Here is a 17447-nt window from a genome sequence, read left to right on the forward strand (position 1 = left end):
TTGCGTTTCAATAAATCTGCGTGATCTCAGTCAAGCCGCCGTTTTTGGTTTAGATCTCATGGACCAAATCAGATCAAATGGGCCAAAATCATTCCGAGCGCTTTGTGGAAACACCAGAATGCGCAAGCAACTGATATGCAGGCAGCCAAACGTAGTTTGTCGCTTATGACCGGCAATTGCAGTGCTAACCATCAGCCGCCTCATTGTGTGCGGTTTCTACCAACCAATCACGCAGTAGTTTCGCCTTTTTGCCAGCATGTGGTGATTGGCGAACATAGAAGGTTTTGGATGCGGGGCTGCAAAAATCAGTGAGTACTTGCAACGCACCGCTATTCAACAAAGGCGTTGTCAATCGTTCCCATCCAAGAACGACACCCATCCCATCCCGTGCGGCCTGTAGGGCGATAATATAGTTATTTACTGAAAGGCCATCCGGCACCGGGCCTGAATACCCCATTTCCGCCAGCCAGTCCTTCCAGCGTGTCCATTGTCGGTCTAGCGCGTTCAGATGGATAAGCGGAAGACGTGCAAGGTCCGCCAAGTCTTTAACAGGGTTGAGCTGTGCAAAACTGGGGCTGGTTAGCGGTCGAAGCTTATCCTCGAATAGAAGCCTACACTCTCCACCATCGGATTTCATGTCACCGTAGCGAATAAGCAAGTCATAACGCTCATCGGTCCAAGGGTAATCGTTGACCTGCTGGTTAACTGTGACGTGCGCATGTTCACGCCAAAACCGACCCAGCCTCGGTGTGAGCCAGAGATGTGACATAGCTGTTGTTGCTATCACCTGAACACCGCGTTTGCTTGATTGCTTACGTAGGCTTTCGATGGCATCCGCGATATGTCCGAACCCGTGTTCCAATGCTACGTAAAGCAACGTCCCATCACGATTCAGATTCACACCGCGGTTGGTACGTTCAAAAAGCGTAATGCCAAGTTCGGATTCTAGCGCCTTGACCTGATGCGAAACCGCCGAAGGGCTGACATTTAATTCCGCCGCACCACGCTTAAAGCTGCGATGACGGGCAGCCGCTTCAAAGGCGTCGAGCGCGCTAAGTGGGGGAAGATTGAAGTGAGTTCTAGCCATTCCCGTTTTTCTGCATGACCATGAATGTATATACCCATTTGAAAATGACGAACATTGGAGGTGATTTAGATTCACCTCTACATGATTTTTTGCACCGTTGTAAACCACGGAGGCTATGTCATGACTTTGGACAAATGGGAGATCAGAAATGAACCAATCGACACTTGCACAGCTTGACGACAAATTGCGGGCACAACGCGCTTCCTTCGATAAAATCCCGATGGTGGATATTGCCGCGCTAATTGATGGCAGCAACCCTGGCAAAGTCGCCAAGGAAATAAACTGGGCGCTCGCAAACACTGGTTTCATGTACGTAAAACACCATGGCATTGACGCACAACTGGTTGCGGATGCGTTTGACCAGACCCGTGCATTCTTTGATCTGCCAGTGGAAGAGAAAATGAAGCTGCATGTCGGCAACTCTGGTGTTGCCATGCGTGGCTATATTGAGATGTTTGGCGAAAACACTGACCCCGCCAAAACCAAAGACCTCAAGGAATGTTATGATCTGGGCCCCGAGACTCCAGAGGCAACTACCCCTTTCTTCGGTGCCAACCAATGGCCGGAAGCAACGACCCTGCCTCGGTTCCAGAAGGTAATTTATGACTACCATCAGGCAATGCGAGCATTATCCATGCAATTGCTGCGCGGGATCGCTCTGTCACTGGATTTGGAGGCCGATTACTTTGAGCCGAAAATGCAGAATGCGATTTCGATTCAGCGACTGCTGCATTATCCACCACAGCACGGCAAGATTGATGAAAGCGTGATGGGCATTGGTGCCCATACCGACTATGGCAACCTAACCGTTCTGGCGCAGGATGATGTCGGTGGATTGCAGGTGATGAACCGTGAGGGCAACTGGGTTCAAGCCCCACCGATTGAAGGATGCTTTGTCATCAATATTGGTGATCTTGTGCAGCGCCTGACCAATGATGTTTACCTAGCCAACCTGCATCGTGTCGTAAACATATCGGGCCGCGAACGCTATTCGATCCCTTTTTTCATTGATGCGGATTATGAGGCAGAATTTGCACCGTTGCCATGCTGTATCAGTGCTGAAAATCCTGTACGGTATGAACCTGTAACATGCGGAAGACACAAATTCTCGCGTTTCGTAGCAAGCTTTCCTCATCTTGCAGGGGAGTTCGTATAGTCTCAAAATTTTAACTCGGTGTAACCTTTCCTGGAAGCGTATGCGCTAACGGTAGGAAAGGGTTGATCATGCCGTTTGGCAAAACTAAGTGCGCAAAGCGAACATTGGGATAGCAAGTGAGAAATGGCCGCTTTGTCCGCTAAGCTGATGTTGGCGCTGGTAGCAGCGAACGACCGCTTCCCGCCGTGTGTGCCGCAAAGTCACGTCCGCCCCGGCCCCCCATCAGCCGCTCATCCGCATAGCCCCCCCAAAGCCTCAAATTCCCCCTGCGAATCGTACGTTTCGGGCGCTGAAACGTACAAATTGTACAAATAACCCAAAATAAATCCGCCGTACGGCCCCACCGCAACCGTTTCGCCGCGAAACCTCTCGCGGACCCCATGCGGGGCGTCCCCACCCCATTTTGCTCCGGTCCGGCGTGGCCTTTCCGGTGCGGCCCGCGCCCATGTCATCGGTTGGATCTGGCCGGCTCCTTGGCCGTTTGGCGGCCAAGCAACCCTCTCATGAACACTCAAAAAAATCACATTAAATCAGCACCTTACCCTCACCTTCTATTTGAAACACCGACATCTGAGCCGCCAGAGCCGCAGCCACCCCCTGTGCAGAATCCTCAAAAACCACAACCTCTTCGCGCTCCAGCCCCATGAGGTTTGCTGCCCGTTCAAATATCTGCGGTGCGGGTTTGGGCGGCAAGCCGTCCGAGATGCTCACAAGGTGTGACACCCGATCAAGCAGCCCAATTGCCTGCAACGACAGCAGCGCCACCTCCCGTTCCGCATTCGTCCCCACCCCCACCCGACACCCTTTATCACACAGCGTTTGGAACAACTTTACCGGCTGTTTGATTGGATGCAGTGTATTGATATGATTGCGAAATCCAGAAATACTTCCCTTGATCGCCTTTGCGACATCAAGGCCTGGTGCAACTTGGTTTTTGAAGTCGCAAAACAGTGTTTCGCGGTCAAGACCTGTCCGCGCGCCATACCAGTCCTTTGCCATAACAAACCCCTGGTCCCACGCAGCTACTTGCATAGACCGGCAATGTGCTTCGGTGCTTTCCACCAGCGTCCCGTCGCAGTCAAAAATCACACCCTTGGCACCCAGGCATTCAATCTTGGACAGCCAGTCGTCGGCCACAACCGGAACCTGCTGACCTTTGTGATGCAGCGTTGCACTCATCGAGATCACCGCCCGGTCAACCCTGCACCAAACGCGCCAGGTTTTGATCTATACGCACAGTAACGGCTGCTCCATTGGCAAAGGGTCGTGCTTGAACTGGGGTGACTACATAAAGCGAACCTATGGCTGTCTCGACGGTGTATTGCATTTCTTTACCGAGGTAAGCGGCATAGGTGATTTCGCCCTGAAGCCCCGGTTCCTTGGGGGCAACAAGACCCAGAACATGTGGGCGTAGCACCATCTGCGCCTCTCCCTTGCGGACCCCCTGAGCGGGCACGCTGTAGCTGTGCCCGTTCATCGTAACAGTTGCCACGCGGTCCACCACTTGATCCACGCAACAATCCGCCAGATTTGCGTCGCCGATGAAATCAGCGAGAAAGGCAGACGACGGAGCATTATAAAGGTCAGCTGGTGTGCCGATCTGCGCAATCTCGGCGTTGTTCATAACTATAATGTTGTCTGACACAGCCATTGCCTCTTCTTGATCGTGGGTCACATAGACCGCGGTTAGACCAAGGCGTTGTTGGATTTGGCGAATTTCTTCACGAACGTGACGGCGCAGTTTGGCATCCAGATTGGATAGCGGTTCATCCAGCAAAAGCACCTCGGGTTCCAGCACAATCGCGCGTGCCACGGCCACGCGCTGTTGTTGACCGCCAGACAATTCACTTGGCAGCCGATCTCCGAAACCAGCAAGGCCCACCAATTCCAACCCCTGGTCCGCTTTCTCTGCCGCTTCTACCTTTGGCATCGATTTCACAGACAAGCCGTATGCAACGTTTTCCCGCACAGTCATATGCGGAAACAGCGCATATGACTGAAAAACCATCGAAACTTTGCGATAGGTTGCCGTCAGATGGGTAACGTCCTGCCCGCCGATAATGATCCTACCATGGCTGGCCATTTCCAAACCAGCGATCAGTCGCAAAGTTGTTGTTTTGCCACAACCTGATGGCCCCAAAAGGGTTACCAATTTGCCAGGTGCGATTTCCAGATCAAGATGTTTGAGGGCTGTGACTTCCCCGAATTTCTTAACGACGCCATCAAAGCGCACCGAGCCAGATGTTGAATGTATCATTTTGGTTTCCTCATTGGGCTGGCTCAAGTAGCCGATTGAACACGGTCGGTGCGGCGCAAGCGGCGGGCTCCGACAAAAAATTGTAAAAGTAGAATCGCGGCCAACATCGTGATGATCAGGACCGCAGAATAGGCGATGGCAAGGCCGTATTCACCGTTTTCGACCCGGCCAACGATGAACGACGTTGCCATGTTATGTTTTGCGCTGACCAAGAAAATAACAGCACTCACCGACGTTATGGCTCGAACAAAGCTGTAAGTCAGCGCTGCCAAAATGGCAGGCCCCATCAGCGGCATGATAACGCGACGCACTGTGGTAAAACTGTTTGCACCAAGCGTAATTGAAGCCTCATCAAGACTTTTGTCCAATTGGCTCATGGCCGCGATGCCACCTCGTACACCGACAGGCATGTTCCGAAATACAAAGACGATTATTAGGATGATCGATGTGCCTGTCAGCTCTATCGGAGGAAAGTTAAAAGCCATAATGTAGCTGACACCAATAACCGTGCCGGGGATTGCAAAGCTAAGCATTGTCGAGAATTCAAAGACATCTTTGCCAACAAACTTCTGGCGCACCAATAGATAGGCTGTCGAAAGGCCAACCAGCGCGGTGAGCGGCGCTGCGATTGAAGAGATCGTCAATGTGGTGAAGTAACTGTCCCAGGCGACTCCGGTGAAACGGCCTGTGCTAAAATCGATGCTAAAGGCGCGGATATAGTGGTCAAATGTAAAGCTGTGATTGTAGCCCCAGAGTTTGACGAAACTGCCGAAGATAATCATCGAATAGACAGCTGCAGTGAGCGTCGCCCAAGGCAAAGCCGTGGCGTAGCACAATGCGCGCAAGGCCGGGTTGAGACTTGCGTTTTGGCCACTATCCGCCTTTCCAGTTATTGTGGCGTAAGATTTTTTACCAAGCCAGGCACGTTGCGCAATGAACGCCGTAAGCGTGAGGGACAAAAGTGCAATTGCCAAAATTGCGGCCTTTGCCGGGTCCGCGACCGCGCCGACAATGGCAAAGTAGATATCAGTCGATAAAACGGGATACCCGCTGCCCAACACCAGAGGATTGCCGAAATCCGCTAAGCTTTCGATGAAACCCAGCAAAAACGCATTGGCCAAGCCTGGGCGCATTAGCGGCAGTGACACATATCGAAATGTCTGCCAACGGTCTGCATCCAACGTCTGAGAGGCTTCTTCCATTGATGGGCTGACGCCTTGAACAACACCAATAAGCACCAAGAACGCAATCGGCGTGAAGGACAGCAATTGCGCGAAATAGACGCCCCAAAACCCATAAAGCCATCGTGTTTGCTCCCATCCGAATAAGTCAGCGAAAAACGCGGTGACTGTTCCAGTGCGGCCAAACAACAGAATAAGAGCCAGCCCAATGACAAATGGTGGGGTGATAATCGGTATCAGTGTCAGAATACGCAGCATTTTCTTAGCGCGAAAATCTGTGCGGGTAAAAACCAAGGCAAACGACAGTCCAAGCAATGTCGTTCCGGCGCCCGTCATGACGGCAAGGAACAGCGAATTAATGCCAACGCCACAGGATCGGGCTCCGACGAGGCAGTCAAGCCCCCACAGGTCGTTGCTAAAAAATCGCAAGAAGAATTCGTTGATTGCATAGCCGTCATCAACTTGGAAGGCACGCACAAGAATATGCAGAACCGGAAAAAACACAAAGACGGCCACCAAAGCCACAATCAAGCCTATAGTGCCTATAACAAATGCATCCCCTTGCCCCTTGCCAGAGTGCGACAATGCGCTAGTGGCGGCAAACAGCAAAGAAACAGCACAAAAGCCTGCGCCCAACCCCATTCCCAGCTGTCCTGCAAGGACGGTTTCGGTGGTTAAGATGCTTTCAAACATTCGTGGTCCGGCGCGTACGATCACCAGTCCTTGCAGCACCAACAAAATGAGACCAGTAAGGCTGACATAAAGCGTAGCGCGTGCGCGTCTTACGGGGGAAGGCAGGGTCAATTGCACACCAATAGCGGCGATAAATGCCAGCCCTACCGGCCACAACCACCACTGGCCAAAACGCGCCTTATTAAAACCGGTAGAGGCTGCACCATCGCCAATCCAAGCACCGTTTAGGACGCCATCATCGGTCATGTGCCAGGGCAGCATCAGAAAACTCGCAAGCCCAAAGGCCAGCCAAAGGAAAGCTGTGTTCTTCATCGGATTTCCGCAAAAATAAGAGGGTGATGTCACGCTCTTGGCAGGACATCTGAAGCAAACCGGTCCCGACGGGACCGGTCCATCAGAGAATATTATTTCTCTGGATTAGGATCGCCCACTTCTGCATCCCAACGGGCCAGCAGTCGTGCACGTGTTTCGCTGGAGCCATAGGTGGCAAAGTCGTAGTCGATCAATTTGATGGAGGCCAAATCCGGCGATTCAGGTGCGACCTGCGCGTTTGAATTGGACGGCACCTGAAAAGACCCCGATTCCGGTGCCCGAGATTGAATGTCAGCGCGTAGGGCGAATTCAACCCAAGCCCGCGCTCCATCAAGGTTGCGGGCCCCATCAATGACGCTAACCGCGCCAACTTCATATCCAGTGCCTTCGCAAGGCGCGACAATTTTCAATGGAAAACCCTGCGAAGCCAAATTGACCATATCATGCATAAAACCAATGGACACGCCGGTTTCACCACGCGCTGCAGCACGTGACGGGGCAGAGCCAGATTTAGTGTAGGAATTGATATTCTGACCAATCGCGGCCAGTTTTATCATGGCTTCTGTCTCACCAAACAGCTGCACGAAAGTGGCGAGTTCCGTATAAGCCGTGCCGGAACTATTTGGATTGGCAACCTGAACTTCGCCTGCAAATCGTGGATCTTCGAGATCAGCCCAACATTCAGGCGGTGCAATGCCTTTGCCTGCCAATATGTCAGTATTGTAGGCAATACCAAGCGCACCCGCATAGATGCCTATTGCACGGCCCTGGGAAATTTCGGCCATGTTTTGCGCCCAACCCAAAAGCGCGCCCGTATCAACGCCAGAGGCTTGTGTTAGTCCTTCTTCAGCGGCGATCAGATGCGGGTCACCTGTCCCACCCCACCAAACATCGATTTTGGGGTTACCGGCTTCGGCGCGAATTTGCGCCAGCGTTTCGCCAGTGGATTTGCGCACCATTAATACGTCGGTGTCAGGATTTTCCGCCTCAAATGCAGCAACCATCAGTTCGCACCATTCCGGTTCCGCGCTGCAGACAAGACTAATTTCATCTGCCCATGCACCTGTCGCGGACACCAAAAGCGCCGCGGTTGAGATCATTCCAAATCTATTCATTTTTTCCTCCCAAAGTTTATCAAGCGCTTCTCTTGCTCCTCCACATGAGGGCGCTGACCTCTTTCTAGGGGGTGTGGGTGTGTCATGATATGAAGGCCAGATGAACAATGCTACAACGACCCTCTTGCTTCATTAACAAAGTTACGAAAGCCGTCTCCGATTGTAACAATCGAAACAATTAATCCTGCGACTCAACCAACAGTATGGTGCTAACAAGGAGCTACAAAGGGAGGAAAAACGTGTCGCGCCCAACCATAGGCATCGTCGACGATGAAGCAAGCATGCGCGATGCGCTTGTCGCTCTGTTGCACCAAAACCAGCTCGACGCGGTGCCGATGGCGAGTATCGCTGAGTTCAACGACATACAGAAAACGACAGCGTTCGACTTGATCTTGATCGACCTTCGATTGGGCGATGAAAGCGGCCTTGATCTAGCGCTTAGTATCCGCAAAAGCCACGATCTACCCATTGTCATGTTAACCGGACATGGTGATGAAACCGACAAGATAGTTGGATTGGAACTTGGCGCTGACGACTATGTACTAAAGCCATTTAATCCGCGCGAACTTGTGGCACGTATCCGCGCGGTCTTGCGCCGCTACGGAGCTGGATCCCAGGTTACTGGCCCAAACTCCTTCCAAAATGGTTGTCTGACGTTTGGACGATTCACAGTGGATCAAAAGCAGCGCATTCTGTTTGACCAATTTAGCCAGGAAATTGCATTAACCAACGCGGAATACCGACTGTTAGACTATTTCCTTGGCCGCCCCAATGACATCATTACACGCGTCGACTTGTTGGCGGAATTGGGCAGTGACCTGACAAAATATGTGGATCGCACGGTTGATGTCCTGATCTTGCGATTGCGCCGAAAGATAGAAGAAAACCCCTCTAAACCTGTTCACCTCCAGACCCGCCGAGGGCAAGGCTATATCTTTGTGACGAACCACGTCAGGGATGCGGACTAATGCGGTATTTACCTCGCTCGGTTCGCGGTCGGCTCTGGACTGCACTTGCGATCTTGTCCTTGGCCATCCTTGGCATAAGCGGGCTGACATGGACCGCGCTGCATCGCGTGGACACCCAACTTGAAGAATTGCACAGGCAATCCCTCAGTCAGGTTGCTCAGGCCATAGATTTATCAAAGCGCACCTCTGACCTTGCAACTTCAGCTCCCTATCTGCTGAATCAGCGTTCAAATTTTCTAATTGAACAAGAAGGCCAACTACTCGTTGCAATTTTGCGCCGGGTCAGAGAGCAATGGGCTGATCCTGACGGGCCTGACACCAAACGGGATGAACTATTCCCGATCACCATCGCAATGGAAGCTGGTATCAATGATCTGGTTGAAGCGTCAAGATCCTTGGATCTGGTTCAATCCCAAATACGAGCGCGGATCGCGACTTTGAGCATGTTGCGCGAGCGCGCTACCACAGCTATTGAAAATCCGTCTACGTCTGACACAATACGCCTTGTTTGGTGGACGCTGCAGAGCATGAATGCCGACGCCTTGAACGCAGCCTATGCGGACAACTTGATCGGGGTCGGCGAAGAACAGCGGCAATATCAGCGTCAGGCGCAGCCCATTGATGTAGCTCTTTTGAACGGCTCCCAAGCCACCTTCCTGAAGCAGCTGTCAGAACAGGTCTCAGGAGAATTCGGCATCTTTGAATTGCGTCGCAAAGAACTCGGGGCAATTCTGAACGCGCAAAATGCGCTTTTCCGGATTCGTCGGGACGCCAATCAGATCAATGAACTCGCGTCCCAATATGCGCGTGAAGTTGAAAATTTTTTGACGCAAGAACGCAGCGCCTCATCTTCCTTGATCAAACTTACACGGCTCTCGATTGCCAGCATCAGCGCGATCGGACTGGCCTGCGCTTTGGCGGCGGCCTTATTTGTATCCCGCTATGTCGCATTCAACATTGGCCGCGTTTCCGAGGCGATGGTCAATCTCGCAAAGGGCGACCGAAGCAGTGTATTGCCGCGCAAGCTGGGCAATTCTGACGAAATCGGAGATCTTTTTCGAACGTTCCGCAGTTTTCGCGCAAATGCGCTGCGGCTAGACAGGTCACACCGTGCACTTAACCAACGCAACGCCTTGTTCGAAAAGGTATTCGCCAATATTTCTGACGGTATTGCGATCACAGATGCAACTGGCAAACTTACCGCATCCAACCCGGCGTTTGATCACATTCTTGGCTTGATCGCAGACAAAAGCGATCTAAGCGACATTGCGCTGTGGCTCCGTGAAGGCCGATTTGGGCCATCTGCGGTCGCAGCGGGTTTAACGGCCTCGCATCGAGGGTCGATAGAACTCGTCGCCGCAGATGGACAGATCATAGAATTGCGCGCCAGTCGTTTGCCGGATGAAGGGCGGGTTTGGCTGCTGTCAGACGTTACTGAACAACGCAGCATTCAAGCACGTTTGGAACAGATCGACCGAATAGAAACACTAGGAAAACTGGCAGGCGATTCAGCCCATGACTTTGGAAATATCCTCGCCACAATCCGCACCCATGCGCATCTTTTGGGTGAAAGCGACAATGCCGACGCTTCCAAGAATATAGCAGCTATTGAAAATGCCGTAGAGTTTGGCACTTCGTTGACGGATCGTTTGCTAGCGTTTGCCCGAAAACAACCCTTATTGCCGGAAGTCGTCGATCTGAACTCGTTGATAGCAGGCATGATCGAACTGGTCGAAATTGGACTGAAACCAGGTGTCAAAATTCAAGTCACCTATACTAACGACCCTCTGCTGGTTTTGGCAGACCCAGGCCAGCTTGAATCCGCGATCTTGAATCTGGTTTTGAACGCCAATAACGCGATGAATCAGCAAGGTACGATTGAAGTTACCCTGAGCTGCGAAGCTGATGAAACCGCGACTATATCTGTGACCGACACAGGCAGCGGCATGTCACCTGATATTCGAAAAAAGGCCATTGAGCCGTTTTTTACCACGCGCAGTGCAGATGGCGGCACCGGTCTTGGATTATCCATTGTCTATGGGTTTATCATTCAATCTGGCGGCACAATGGAAATTGAAAGCCGCATTGATAGGGGGACGCAGATCCATATCGTTCTGCCCTTAGCCACTGTTGCGACGGCACAAACCGTCTCTCCCAATCGCTTAGCCCTACTTGTCGACGACAATCCAAAAGATCGTCAAGTGACTGAAACCGCGTTGTCCGCATTGGGCTATGACGTCAGGCTATGTCCATCAGTTGAAGACGCAAAATCGGCCCTAGAGAAGCACACCTTTGATTTGATCGTCAGTGATTTTGATCTTGGTACAGAAGAGAACGGATTGGATTTATTGAAGGTAGCACGACGCCAATCGCCCAAGACACGATGCTTACTTATTAGCGGAAAGACCAGTCTTGCCGAGGCGCTACCGTCTGATGTTGTGTTTCTGGAAAAACCCGTGTCAAGAAGCGCGCTTGCTTTGCTGAATTGAAAACGCGTTATCACAAGCTTGACTACTGGGCAAAGCTTCTCCCCGTACAAAACAAAACGCCCCCGGTAAACCGGAGGCGGTGTTCTTAAACCAACGATGTCAGTCGCTTATTTGCCGTAGACGTGCTCGTGAGCAATGTCTGCGATATCGTAGCGAGAGAAACCCAGATCTGCGAGATCACGGTCTGTCAGGTTTGACAACTCGTTATAAGTTGTCCGGTAAGTCGCGCGTTTCGCCTGAGCGGCTTTGAATTCTGTGAACAGGCCCCGGATACGATCAACGATGCCAGTGCCAAGATATGTTGTGTTTACTGCGGTTGCCATGATGCAACTCCTATAGAGAATGCTGAGACGTATTTCCCAGCGGGTTAAGTTGTGTTCTCCTCGTGACACTGAGATAGGACAGCAAGTTAGCGCGAACAACTTACATTATGGGAAAGCTGTTATGCAGGTGCAGCATAGCTAAATTATTGAAACGCCTCTCAAATAAGCGTTTCGTGTACTTTGATTGCAATCGGCGAAAGCTGTTCGCGCTCTAGCGGTGCAACAACAAAGAAAACCCAAGGGCCATCCTGCCAGCGGACGGTTGTCAGGTCTTCTTCTTCAAGGAATCGCAACGAGGTCTGTGCCTGGGTGGACGTGCGGGCCATATAAACCGTTACCCGTTCACCCTGAGCATCCTCATACATATATTGCGCTGCCGCCTGTCCGCCCGAAGGCAACAGACGCCCGCCAATAAAGGTCAGGCCGTGCTCTTCCAGTTGGGGCACTACCATTTGACGGCCCATACGTTTGGCAAGCCAGGTTTCCAGATGGTCGGTTTCCTCGGGGCCAACTTCGACAGCATGGCGCATCTCGGCAGTAAACAAACGGTGCGCCGACGTCGCATCCAAAGTAGCCCGAATGATCACGATCTGCGCTGGATCGTCGGTTTTCTGAACAGTGTTCAAGCCATACCCCCCTAGCCCACCAAGCAAAAACACCAACGCAAGGCTTGCAAACCGGCGCATAGTCCAGCGTGGGCCTTCAGGGCGATTGGCAGCCATAAGGCTTTCCATATGACTGTCAGAGGGCGTTGGCACCAAAGATTGCAAGATGTCGTCCGTGGAAGCCCATTGCGAGACACGTTCGGCAATGCTGGGATCGGCCTCTAGCACCTCTTCGAAGGCCGCGCGATCCACTGCGGACATTTCCCCGTCAAGATACGCACTCAGCCGCTCTTCGATGGTATTGAAGTCGGTCATGTCACGCTCCTTAGCCCGGATGCATTTGCAGTGGCTTCGTCATTCAGCTTTGCCCGAGCCCGTGCGACACGCGACAATATTGTCCCAATCGGCACACCAAGAACTTCGGCGGTTTCGGCATAACTTAAGCCGCCAAAAGCAACAAGTTGCAGCGCATGTTGTTGCGCCTCTGGCAAGCCCTGCATGCGACGCACAACGGCCGCCAGTTCTGCCCTGTCTTCAACAGTTGTGTCCTGAGCCGCCCCAGCGTGTTCATTTAAGAACGGCACCTCGGCAAGTCGCGCGCGTGCACGGTAACGGTCGCGGAATATATTAAGCAGTATTTTCATCAACCATGGGCGCAAGGGTTGGTTTTGGTCCCAAAGCGCCCGTTTGCGCAGGCCACGTTCCACACAATCCTGCACCAGATCATCCGCCTGCGGGCGATCTTGGGTCAGGGAATATGCATATCGCCAGAGATGTGGCATCGCATCTTTGAGTTGGGCTGTGAACCGGGGCATTGAAGCATCCGAATTGGGTCAGATCAATCATGCACGGGCGGGCGATGTGACGCCAGCCCATCTTGGCAAAATCTGTTTGCGGCCAGATCAGGGCTTAGCGATATGCCAAACGCCCTGGACGCCATCACCGGTTGTGTCTCCTGGCTTTTTGTCCTGGATCCACAGATAGAGCGGTTGACCATTAAAGGCGATTTGCATGTCCCCGTTTTTGCGTTTGATCGCCGTAAAACCATCGGGCAAATCCGCCCCTTCTTTGGCCACCAATGGCGGCCAAGCCCGCGCACAGCCGGCATTGCAATTTGATTTGCCTGCCGTGTCTTTGTCAAAAGTATAAAGCGTCATGTCAGCTGCATCGGTGAAGTATCCGGCGTCCGAGGTTTTGACGGGCGCGGCATGGCCCGCTGCATAGGCGGAACACGCGGAAAGGGTTGCAGCGGCGGTGGCAATAATCAGAAAACGAGTCATTGTTGGCTCCTAAATGTCATGCCCTTTTGAAGGGCTGGTATAAGACATACGAAGCTGATCGCCGGTTTATTCCGCAAAACCAAATTTTTTTCAAAAAAAAGCGCCCCCGGGAATCCGAGGGCGCTTTAAAGTCTTTAGAAACTGGCGCTTAGCCCTTTTCTTCGATGATCTCTACCATGTGTGGGATCTTGTTGATCATGCCACGTACGGAAGGTGTGTCTTCCAGTTCACGGGTTTTGTTCATCTTGTTCAGACCCAGACCGATCAGCGTTGCACGCTGGTCTTGTGGGCGACGGATCGGGGAACCGACCTGTTTTACAACGATAGTTTTAGCCATTGGTCAGTCTCCTTACGCGTCTGCTGCTGCAGGTGCTTCATCCTTACGCAGGATTTCAGCAACTTTTTTGCCACGACGTGCTGCAACCTGACGTGGGCTAGACTCTTTGGTCAGGCCGTCAAGTGTTGCGCGGATCATGTTATATGGGTTCTGGGAACCAATAGACTTAGATACAACGTCTTTTACGCCCAGCATTTCGAAGACGGCACGCATTGGACCACCGGCGATGATACCAGTACCTTCAGGTGCTGTACGCATAACGACTTTACCAGCGCCGTGACGACCATTGACGTCATGGTGCAAAGTACGGCCTTCACGCAGAGGCACGCGAACCATTTGACGTTTCGCTTGCTCAGTCGCTTTGCGGATCGCCTCAGGTACTTCTTTTGCTTTACCTTTGCCGAAGCCAACACGACCTTTTTGGTCACCAACAACAACAAGTGCTGCGAAACCAAAGCGCTTACCACCTTTTACGGTTTTGGAAACGCGGTTGATTGCAACCAAGCGGTCCTGAAATTCAGGAGTTTCTTCTTCGCGTTTGCGACCGCGGCCGCGACGATTTTCACGTTCTGCCATTTGGCATTCCTTTGTAATCTGGCGCATGCATTACCACAGTGCGCCTTTGTCCAATCCTAGTGAGCATTTGCGCCCCCGGATCATCGGGGTTCCCAATTGGAAACCCACAAATAGAAAAAACGCCCCCCTAGCGAGGGGCGTCCATAATCAGACTTTCAAGCCACCTTCACGCGCAGCTTCGGCCAAGGCCTTCACTTTGCCGTGGAACAGGCGACCGCCGCGATCGAAATACGCTTCGGTGTGACCCGCTTTGACAGCGCGCTCGGCAATTGCCGCGCCCACTTTTGTCGCTGCGTCGATGTTGTTCTTGCCAACAACGCCCAGATCTTTTTCCAAAGAGGAAGCCGATACGAGGGTTACACCGTTTACGTCGTCGATCAGCTGAGCGCTGATGTTCTTGTTCGAGCGGTTCACGGACAAGCGCAGCTTGCCAGTGTTTACCTTGCGAAGTTTGTTCCGGACGCGCAGGCGGCGCTTGAGGAACAGTTCCCGTGTGCTGTTTGCCATTACTCTGGTCCTTACTTCTTCTTACCTTCCTTGCGGAAGATATACTCGTCTTTGTACTTGATACCCTTGCCTTTATAAGGCTCAGGCTTACGCCATTCGCGGATGTTCGCCGCGACCTGACCTACAAGCTGTGAATCGCTGCCTTCGATGATGATCTCAGTCGGCTTAGGTGCTGTAACAGTCACGCCTTCTGGAACTTCAAAGTTGACATCGTGTGACAGACCCAGCGCCAGCTTCAGGGTTTTACCCTGCATCTGGGCACGGTAACCAACACCAACGATCTCAAGCTCTTTTTTGAAGCCTGAGGTCACGCCGGTGACAAGGTTTTGTACAACAGTACGGGACATGCCCCACTGTTGACGTGCACGCTTGGACTTGCCGCGAGGAGTTACCTTAACGGTGTTCTCTTCGACAGTCAGTGTCACATCGTCGGTTGCGGTGAAGGAATGAGTCGCTTTTGGACCCTTAACTTCGATGGTCTGGCCGGAGACAGAAGCAGTTACGCCACTGGGAAGTTCGACCGGTTTTTTACCAATACGAGACATTCTAAGCTCCTTAGAAGACCGTGCAAAGTACTTCGCCGCCAACATTGTTGGCACGAGCATTTGCATCCGACATCACACCTTTAGGGGTGGAGACAATCGACACACCCAGGCCCTGACGGACAACTGGAATGTCATTGACGCTCATGTAAACGCGACGGCCAGGTTTAGAAACCCGCTTCACTTCGCGAATGACAGGAGTGCCTTCGTAGTATTTCAGGCTGATTTCGATAGCCGGGTGGCCGTCGTTACCAGTCGTTTTTTCGTAGCCGCGGATGTAGCCTTCGTCAGCCAGTACATCCAGAACCCAAGCACGCAACTTTGACGCTGGCGAAGACACTGTGGACTTGCCGCGCAATTGACCGTTGCGGATACGGGTCAGCATATCACCGATAGGATCGTTCATTTTTTAACCCTCCTTACCAGCTTGACTTAACCATGCCGGGGATTTGGCCATTCGAGCCAAGTTCCCGCAGCGCGATCCGGCTGACCTTTAGCTTACGATAGTAAGCATGCGGACGACCGGTCAGTTGGCAACGGTTGTGCAGACGTGTAGCCGAGCTGTTGCGCGGCAGTTTTGCAAGCTTCAGGCGCGCTGTGAAACGCTCTTCCATTGTCTTGCTCTCGTCGTTTGCGATTTCTTTAAGCTCGGCGCGCTTAGCGGCATATTTTGCCACCAGTGCTTCGCGCTTTTTCTCGCGTGCGATCATAGATTTTTTAGCCATGATATCCTCTCCCGCGCTTAAGCGTTGAACGGCATGTTGAAAGCTTTCAACAGGCTCTTGGCTTCAGCGTCGTTATCGGCGGTGGTCGTAATCACGATGTCCATACCCCAGTTTTCGTCAACTTTATCAAAGTCGATTTCAGGGAATACGATGTGCTCTTTCAAACCAGTGGCAAAGTTGCCGCGGCCATCAAAGCTTGGCTTCACGCCGCGGAAGTCACGAATACGTGGCATCGCTACGGTGATCAGACGATCGAGGAATTCGAACATACGGTCGCCACGAAGAGTCACTTTTGCGCCCATCGGCATGCCTTCGCGAACGCGGAAGCCAGCGATAGAGTTTTTCGCAACAGTTGTCAGGGCTTTTTGACCTGCGATCAAAGTCAGGTCAGCTTGCGCGGACTTGGCTTTTTTGCTGTCTTTAACAGCCGCACGACCACAACCGATGTTCAGAACGATTTTTTCAAGTGCAGGTGTCTGCATTGCGTTCTTATAGCCAAACTCTTCTTTCAGAGCGGCACGGATTGTGTCGTTGTACAGCGCCTTCAGACGTGGAGTGTAGTCAGCATTATCAAGCATCGATCACATCTCCTGTCGTCTTAGCAAAACGCACTTTTTTGTCGCCTTCGATTTTGAAGCCAACGCGTGTTGCTTTACCGTTTGCATCCAAGAATGCCAGATTGCTGAGCTGGATCGGCATTGCCTTAGGCACGCGACCTCCTTGGTCAGTCTGGGATTGCTTGGTGTGGCGGATGGCCATGTTAACGCCGTCTACCACTGCTTTGCCAGCTTTCGGGTCAACAGAAGCGATAACGCCCTCTTGGCCCTTGTCTTTGCCAGCAAGTACGACGACTTTGTCGCCTTTTTTAAGCTTAGCAGCCATCTTACAGCACCTCCGGCGCGAGTGAGATGATTTTCATGAAGTTTTTGGCCCGCAATTCGCGAACAACCGGCCCGAAAATACGGGTACCAACCGGCTCACCTGCATTGTTCAGGATCACGGCTGCGTTACGGTCAAAGCGGATTGCTGTGCCGTCTTCACGACGAACTTCTTTAGCGGTGCGTACAACAACGGCCTTACGGACGTCGCCTTTTTTAACGCGACCACGTGGGATAGCTTCTTTAACCGAGACGACAATAACGTCACCTACGGAAGCGTACTTACGCTTAGAGCCACCCAGAACCTTGATGCACTGAACTCGGCGAGCGCCGGAGTTGTCAGCAACATCCAGGTTTGTTTGCATCTGGATCATTTGGTTTCTCCCGACCTATGGGAACTGACGATGCGTGTCAGC

21 protein-coding genes are annotated in these 17447 nt (G+C 52.3%); 3 read left to right on the plus strand and 18 right to left on the minus strand.

The window, feature by feature from the left end; translation table 11 throughout:
* Window positions 1-184: 184 nt before the first annotated feature.
* The gene (locus ABXG94_RS10300; protein WP_353533909.1) at window positions 185-1087 is read right to left on the minus strand and encodes a LysR substrate-binding domain-containing protein; all 903 of its coding nucleotides are present in this window, start codon (window positions 1085-1087) and stop codon (window positions 185-187) included.
* 184 nt (window positions 1088-1271) lie between these two features.
* Between ABXG94_RS10300 and ABXG94_RS10305 the strand changes: the two genes are divergently transcribed.
* Entirely contained in the window at window positions 1272-2243 is a 972-nt protein-coding gene (locus tag ABXG94_RS10305; protein ID WP_353533910.1) for an isopenicillin N synthase family dioxygenase, read from the plus strand.
* Between the two features lie 525 nt (window positions 2244-2768).
* Here ABXG94_RS10305 and ABXG94_RS10310 read toward each other — a convergent pair.
* The 4 genes from ABXG94_RS10310 to ABXG94_RS10325 form a co-directional block, all read right to left on the minus strand.
* Window positions 2769-3422, minus strand: coding sequence for an HAD family hydrolase (locus tag ABXG94_RS10310; RefSeq protein WP_353533911.1), 654 nt, complete (start codon window positions 3420-3422; stop codon window positions 2769-2771).
* A gap of 16 nt (window positions 3423-3438) precedes the next feature.
* Window positions 3439-4500 carry an ABC transporter ATP-binding protein gene (locus ABXG94_RS10315; RefSeq protein ID WP_353533912.1) on the minus strand — a complete coding sequence of 354 codons (1062 nt, stop codon included), beginning with the start codon at window positions 4498-4500 and terminating at the stop codon, window positions 3439-3441.
* A gap of 23 nt (window positions 4501-4523) precedes the next feature.
* Window positions 4524-6686, minus strand: coding sequence for an ABC transporter permease (locus ABXG94_RS10320; RefSeq protein WP_353533913.1), 2163 nt, complete (start codon window positions 6684-6686; stop codon window positions 4524-4526).
* Window positions 6687-6778: 92 nt separating this feature from the next.
* Window positions 6779-7801 carry an ABC transporter substrate-binding protein gene (locus ABXG94_RS10325; protein WP_353533914.1) on the minus strand — a complete coding sequence of 341 codons (1023 nt, stop codon included), beginning with the start codon at window positions 7799-7801 and terminating at the stop codon, window positions 6779-6781.
* A 239-nt stretch (window positions 7802-8040) separates the two neighbouring features.
* Here ABXG94_RS10325 and ABXG94_RS10330 point away from each other — a divergent pair, with 239 nt between their 5' ends.
* Together ABXG94_RS10330 and ABXG94_RS10335 are read left to right on the plus strand one after the other, a co-directional pair.
* The gene (locus tag ABXG94_RS10330; RefSeq protein WP_353533915.1) at window positions 8041-8769 is read left to right on the plus strand and encodes a response regulator; all 729 of its coding nucleotides are present in this window, start codon (window positions 8041-8043) and stop codon (window positions 8767-8769) included.
* Window positions 8769-11258, plus strand: coding sequence for an ATP-binding protein (locus ABXG94_RS10335; protein ID WP_353533916.1), 2490 nt, complete (start codon window positions 8769-8771; stop codon window positions 11256-11258). Before ABXG94_RS10330 ends, ABXG94_RS10335 begins: the two co-directional genes overlap by 1 nt.
* Window positions 11259-11365: 107 nt before the next feature.
* On the opposite strand, the gene ABXG94_RS10340 is transcribed toward ABXG94_RS10335, so the two are convergent.
* From ABXG94_RS10340 to rplN, 13 genes are all read right to left on the minus strand, one after another.
* The gene (locus ABXG94_RS10340) at window positions 11366-11581 is read right to left on the minus strand and encodes a DUF1127 domain-containing protein (RefSeq protein ID WP_353533917.1); all 216 of its coding nucleotides are present in this window, start codon (window positions 11579-11581) and stop codon (window positions 11366-11368) included.
* Between the two features lie 158 nt (window positions 11582-11739).
* On the minus strand, window positions 11740-12501 hold the full coding sequence (locus ABXG94_RS10345; RefSeq protein WP_353533918.1) for an anti-sigma factor family protein: 762 nt from the start codon (window positions 12499-12501) through the stop codon (window positions 11740-11742).
* Window positions 12498-13001 (minus strand): RNA polymerase sigma factor, encoded by a 504-nt coding sequence (locus ABXG94_RS10350; RefSeq protein WP_353533919.1) that lies wholly within the window; start codon window positions 12999-13001, stop codon window positions 12498-12500. The genes ABXG94_RS10345 and ABXG94_RS10350 overlap by 4 nt, the downstream gene beginning before the upstream one ends.
* Window positions 13002-13088: 87 nt before the next feature.
* A complete protein-coding gene (locus ABXG94_RS10355; protein ID WP_353533920.1) occupies window positions 13089-13466 on the minus strand; it encodes a COG4315 family predicted lipoprotein in 378 nt (125 codons plus the stop codon).
* A 148-nt stretch (window positions 13467-13614) separates the two neighbouring features.
* Complete coding sequence (rpmD, locus tag ABXG94_RS10360; protein ID WP_353533921.1) at window positions 13615-13803, minus strand: 50S ribosomal protein L30; 189 nt, start codon at window positions 13801-13803, stop codon at window positions 13615-13617.
* Window positions 13804-13815: 12 nt separating this feature from the next.
* Window positions 13816-14379: a 30S ribosomal protein S5 gene (rpsE, locus tag ABXG94_RS10365; protein ID WP_353533922.1), complete on the minus strand. Its 564-nt coding sequence runs from the start codon at window positions 14377-14379 to the stop codon at window positions 13816-13818.
* A gap of 147 nt (window positions 14380-14526) precedes the next feature.
* The gene (rplR, locus tag ABXG94_RS10370; protein WP_353533923.1) at window positions 14527-14886 is read right to left on the minus strand and encodes a 50S ribosomal protein L18; all 360 of its coding nucleotides are present in this window, start codon (window positions 14884-14886) and stop codon (window positions 14527-14529) included.
* Window positions 14887-14897: 11 nt separating this feature from the next.
* Window positions 14898-15431: a 50S ribosomal protein L6 gene (rplF, locus tag ABXG94_RS10375; protein WP_353533924.1), complete on the minus strand. Its 534-nt coding sequence runs from the start codon at window positions 15429-15431 to the stop codon at window positions 14898-14900.
* 10 nt (window positions 15432-15441) lie between these two features.
* Window positions 15442-15834, minus strand: coding sequence for a 30S ribosomal protein S8 (rpsH, locus tag ABXG94_RS10380; RefSeq protein WP_353533925.1), 393 nt, complete (start codon window positions 15832-15834; stop codon window positions 15442-15444).
* A 13-nt stretch (window positions 15835-15847) separates the two neighbouring features.
* The gene (gene rpsN, locus ABXG94_RS10385; RefSeq protein WP_303506774.1) at window positions 15848-16153 is read right to left on the minus strand and encodes a 30S ribosomal protein S14; all 306 of its coding nucleotides are present in this window, start codon (window positions 16151-16153) and stop codon (window positions 15848-15850) included.
* A gap of 17 nt (window positions 16154-16170) precedes the next feature.
* Window positions 16171-16731, minus strand: a complete 561-nt coding sequence (rplE, locus tag ABXG94_RS10390; RefSeq protein ID WP_353533926.1) for a 50S ribosomal protein L5 — start codon at window positions 16729-16731, stop codon at window positions 16171-16173.
* Window positions 16724-17035, minus strand: coding sequence for a 50S ribosomal protein L24 (gene rplX / locus ABXG94_RS10395; protein WP_353533927.1), 312 nt, complete (start codon window positions 17033-17035; stop codon window positions 16724-16726). The genes rplE and rplX overlap by 8 nt, the downstream gene beginning before the upstream one ends.
* A 1-nt stretch (window position 17036) precedes the next feature.
* On the minus strand, window positions 17037-17405 hold the full coding sequence (gene rplN / locus ABXG94_RS10400) for a 50S ribosomal protein L14 (RefSeq protein ID WP_035248467.1): 369 nt from the start codon (window positions 17403-17405) through the stop codon (window positions 17037-17039).
* Between the last annotated feature and the right edge of the window lie 42 nt (window positions 17406-17447).

This window comes from Cognatishimia sp. WU-CL00825 (assembly GCF_040364665.1).
In the GTDB taxonomy this organism is placed as follows: Bacteria; Pseudomonadota; Alphaproteobacteria; order Rhodobacterales; family Rhodobacteraceae; genus Cognatishimia.

Coding starts and splice junctions, on each gene's coding strand:
- ABXG94_RS10315 (WP_353533912.1), bottom strand. CDS start 4,500: ATGATACATTCAACATCTGGCTCGGTGCGCTTTGATGGCGTCGTTAAG.
- ABXG94_RS10350 (WP_353533919.1), bottom strand. CDS start 13,001: ATGCCCCGGTTCACAGCCCAACTCAAAGATGCGATGCCACATCTCTGG.
- ABXG94_RS10355 (WP_353533920.1), bottom strand. CDS start 13,466: ATGACTCGTTTTCTGATTATTGCCACCGCCGCTGCAACCCTTTCCGCG.
- rplX (WP_353533927.1), bottom strand. CDS start 17,035: ATGGCTGCTAAGCTTAAAAAAGGCGACAAAGTCGTCGTACTTGCTGGC.
- ABXG94_RS10325 (WP_353533914.1), bottom strand. CDS start 7,801: ATGAATAGATTTGGAATGATCTCAACCGCGGCGCTTTTGGTGTCCGCG.
- rplF (WP_353533924.1), bottom strand. CDS start 15,431: ATGTCTCGTATTGGTAAAAAACCGGTCGAACTTCCCAGTGGCGTAACT.
- rpsE (WP_353533922.1), bottom strand. CDS start 14,379: ATGGCAGAACGTGAAAATCGTCGCGGCCGCGGTCGCAAACGCGAAGAA.
- rpmD (WP_353533921.1), bottom strand. CDS start 13,803: ATGGCTAAAACTATCGTTGTAAAACAGGTCGGTTCCCCGATCCGTCGC.
- rplR (WP_353533923.1), bottom strand. CDS start 14,886: ATGGCAAACAGCACACGGGAACTGTTCCTCAAGCGCCGCCTGCGCGTC.
- rplE (WP_353533926.1), bottom strand. CDS start 16,731: ATGCTTGATAATGCTGACTACACTCCACGTCTGAAGGCGCTGTACAAC.
- ABXG94_RS10340 (WP_353533917.1), bottom strand. CDS start 11,581: ATGGCAACCGCAGTAAACACAACATATCTTGGCACTGGCATCGTTGAT.
- rpsH (WP_353533925.1), bottom strand. CDS start 15,834: ATGAACGATCCTATCGGTGATATGCTGACCCGTATCCGCAACGGTCAA.
- ABXG94_RS10300 (WP_353533909.1), bottom strand. CDS start 1,087: ATGGCTAGAACTCACTTCAATCTTCCCCCACTTAGCGCGCTCGACGCC.
- rplN (WP_035248467.1), bottom strand. CDS start 17,405: ATGATCCAGATGCAAACAAACCTGGATGTTGCTGACAACTCCGGCGCT.
- ABXG94_RS10335 (WP_353533916.1), top strand. CDS start 8,769: ATGCGGTATTTACCTCGCTCGGTTCGCGGTCGGCTCTGGACTGCACTT.
- ABXG94_RS10345 (WP_353533918.1), bottom strand. CDS start 12,501: ATGACCGACTTCAATACCATCGAAGAGCGGCTGAGTGCGTATCTTGAC.
- ABXG94_RS10320 (WP_353533913.1), bottom strand. CDS start 6,686: ATGAAGAACACAGCTTTCCTTTGGCTGGCCTTTGGGCTTGCGAGTTTT.
- rpsN (WP_303506774.1), bottom strand. CDS start 16,153: ATGGCTAAAAAATCTATGATCGCACGCGAGAAAAAGCGCGAAGCACTG.
- ABXG94_RS10310 (WP_353533911.1), bottom strand. CDS start 3,422: ATGAGTGCAACGCTGCATCACAAAGGTCAGCAGGTTCCGGTTGTGGCC.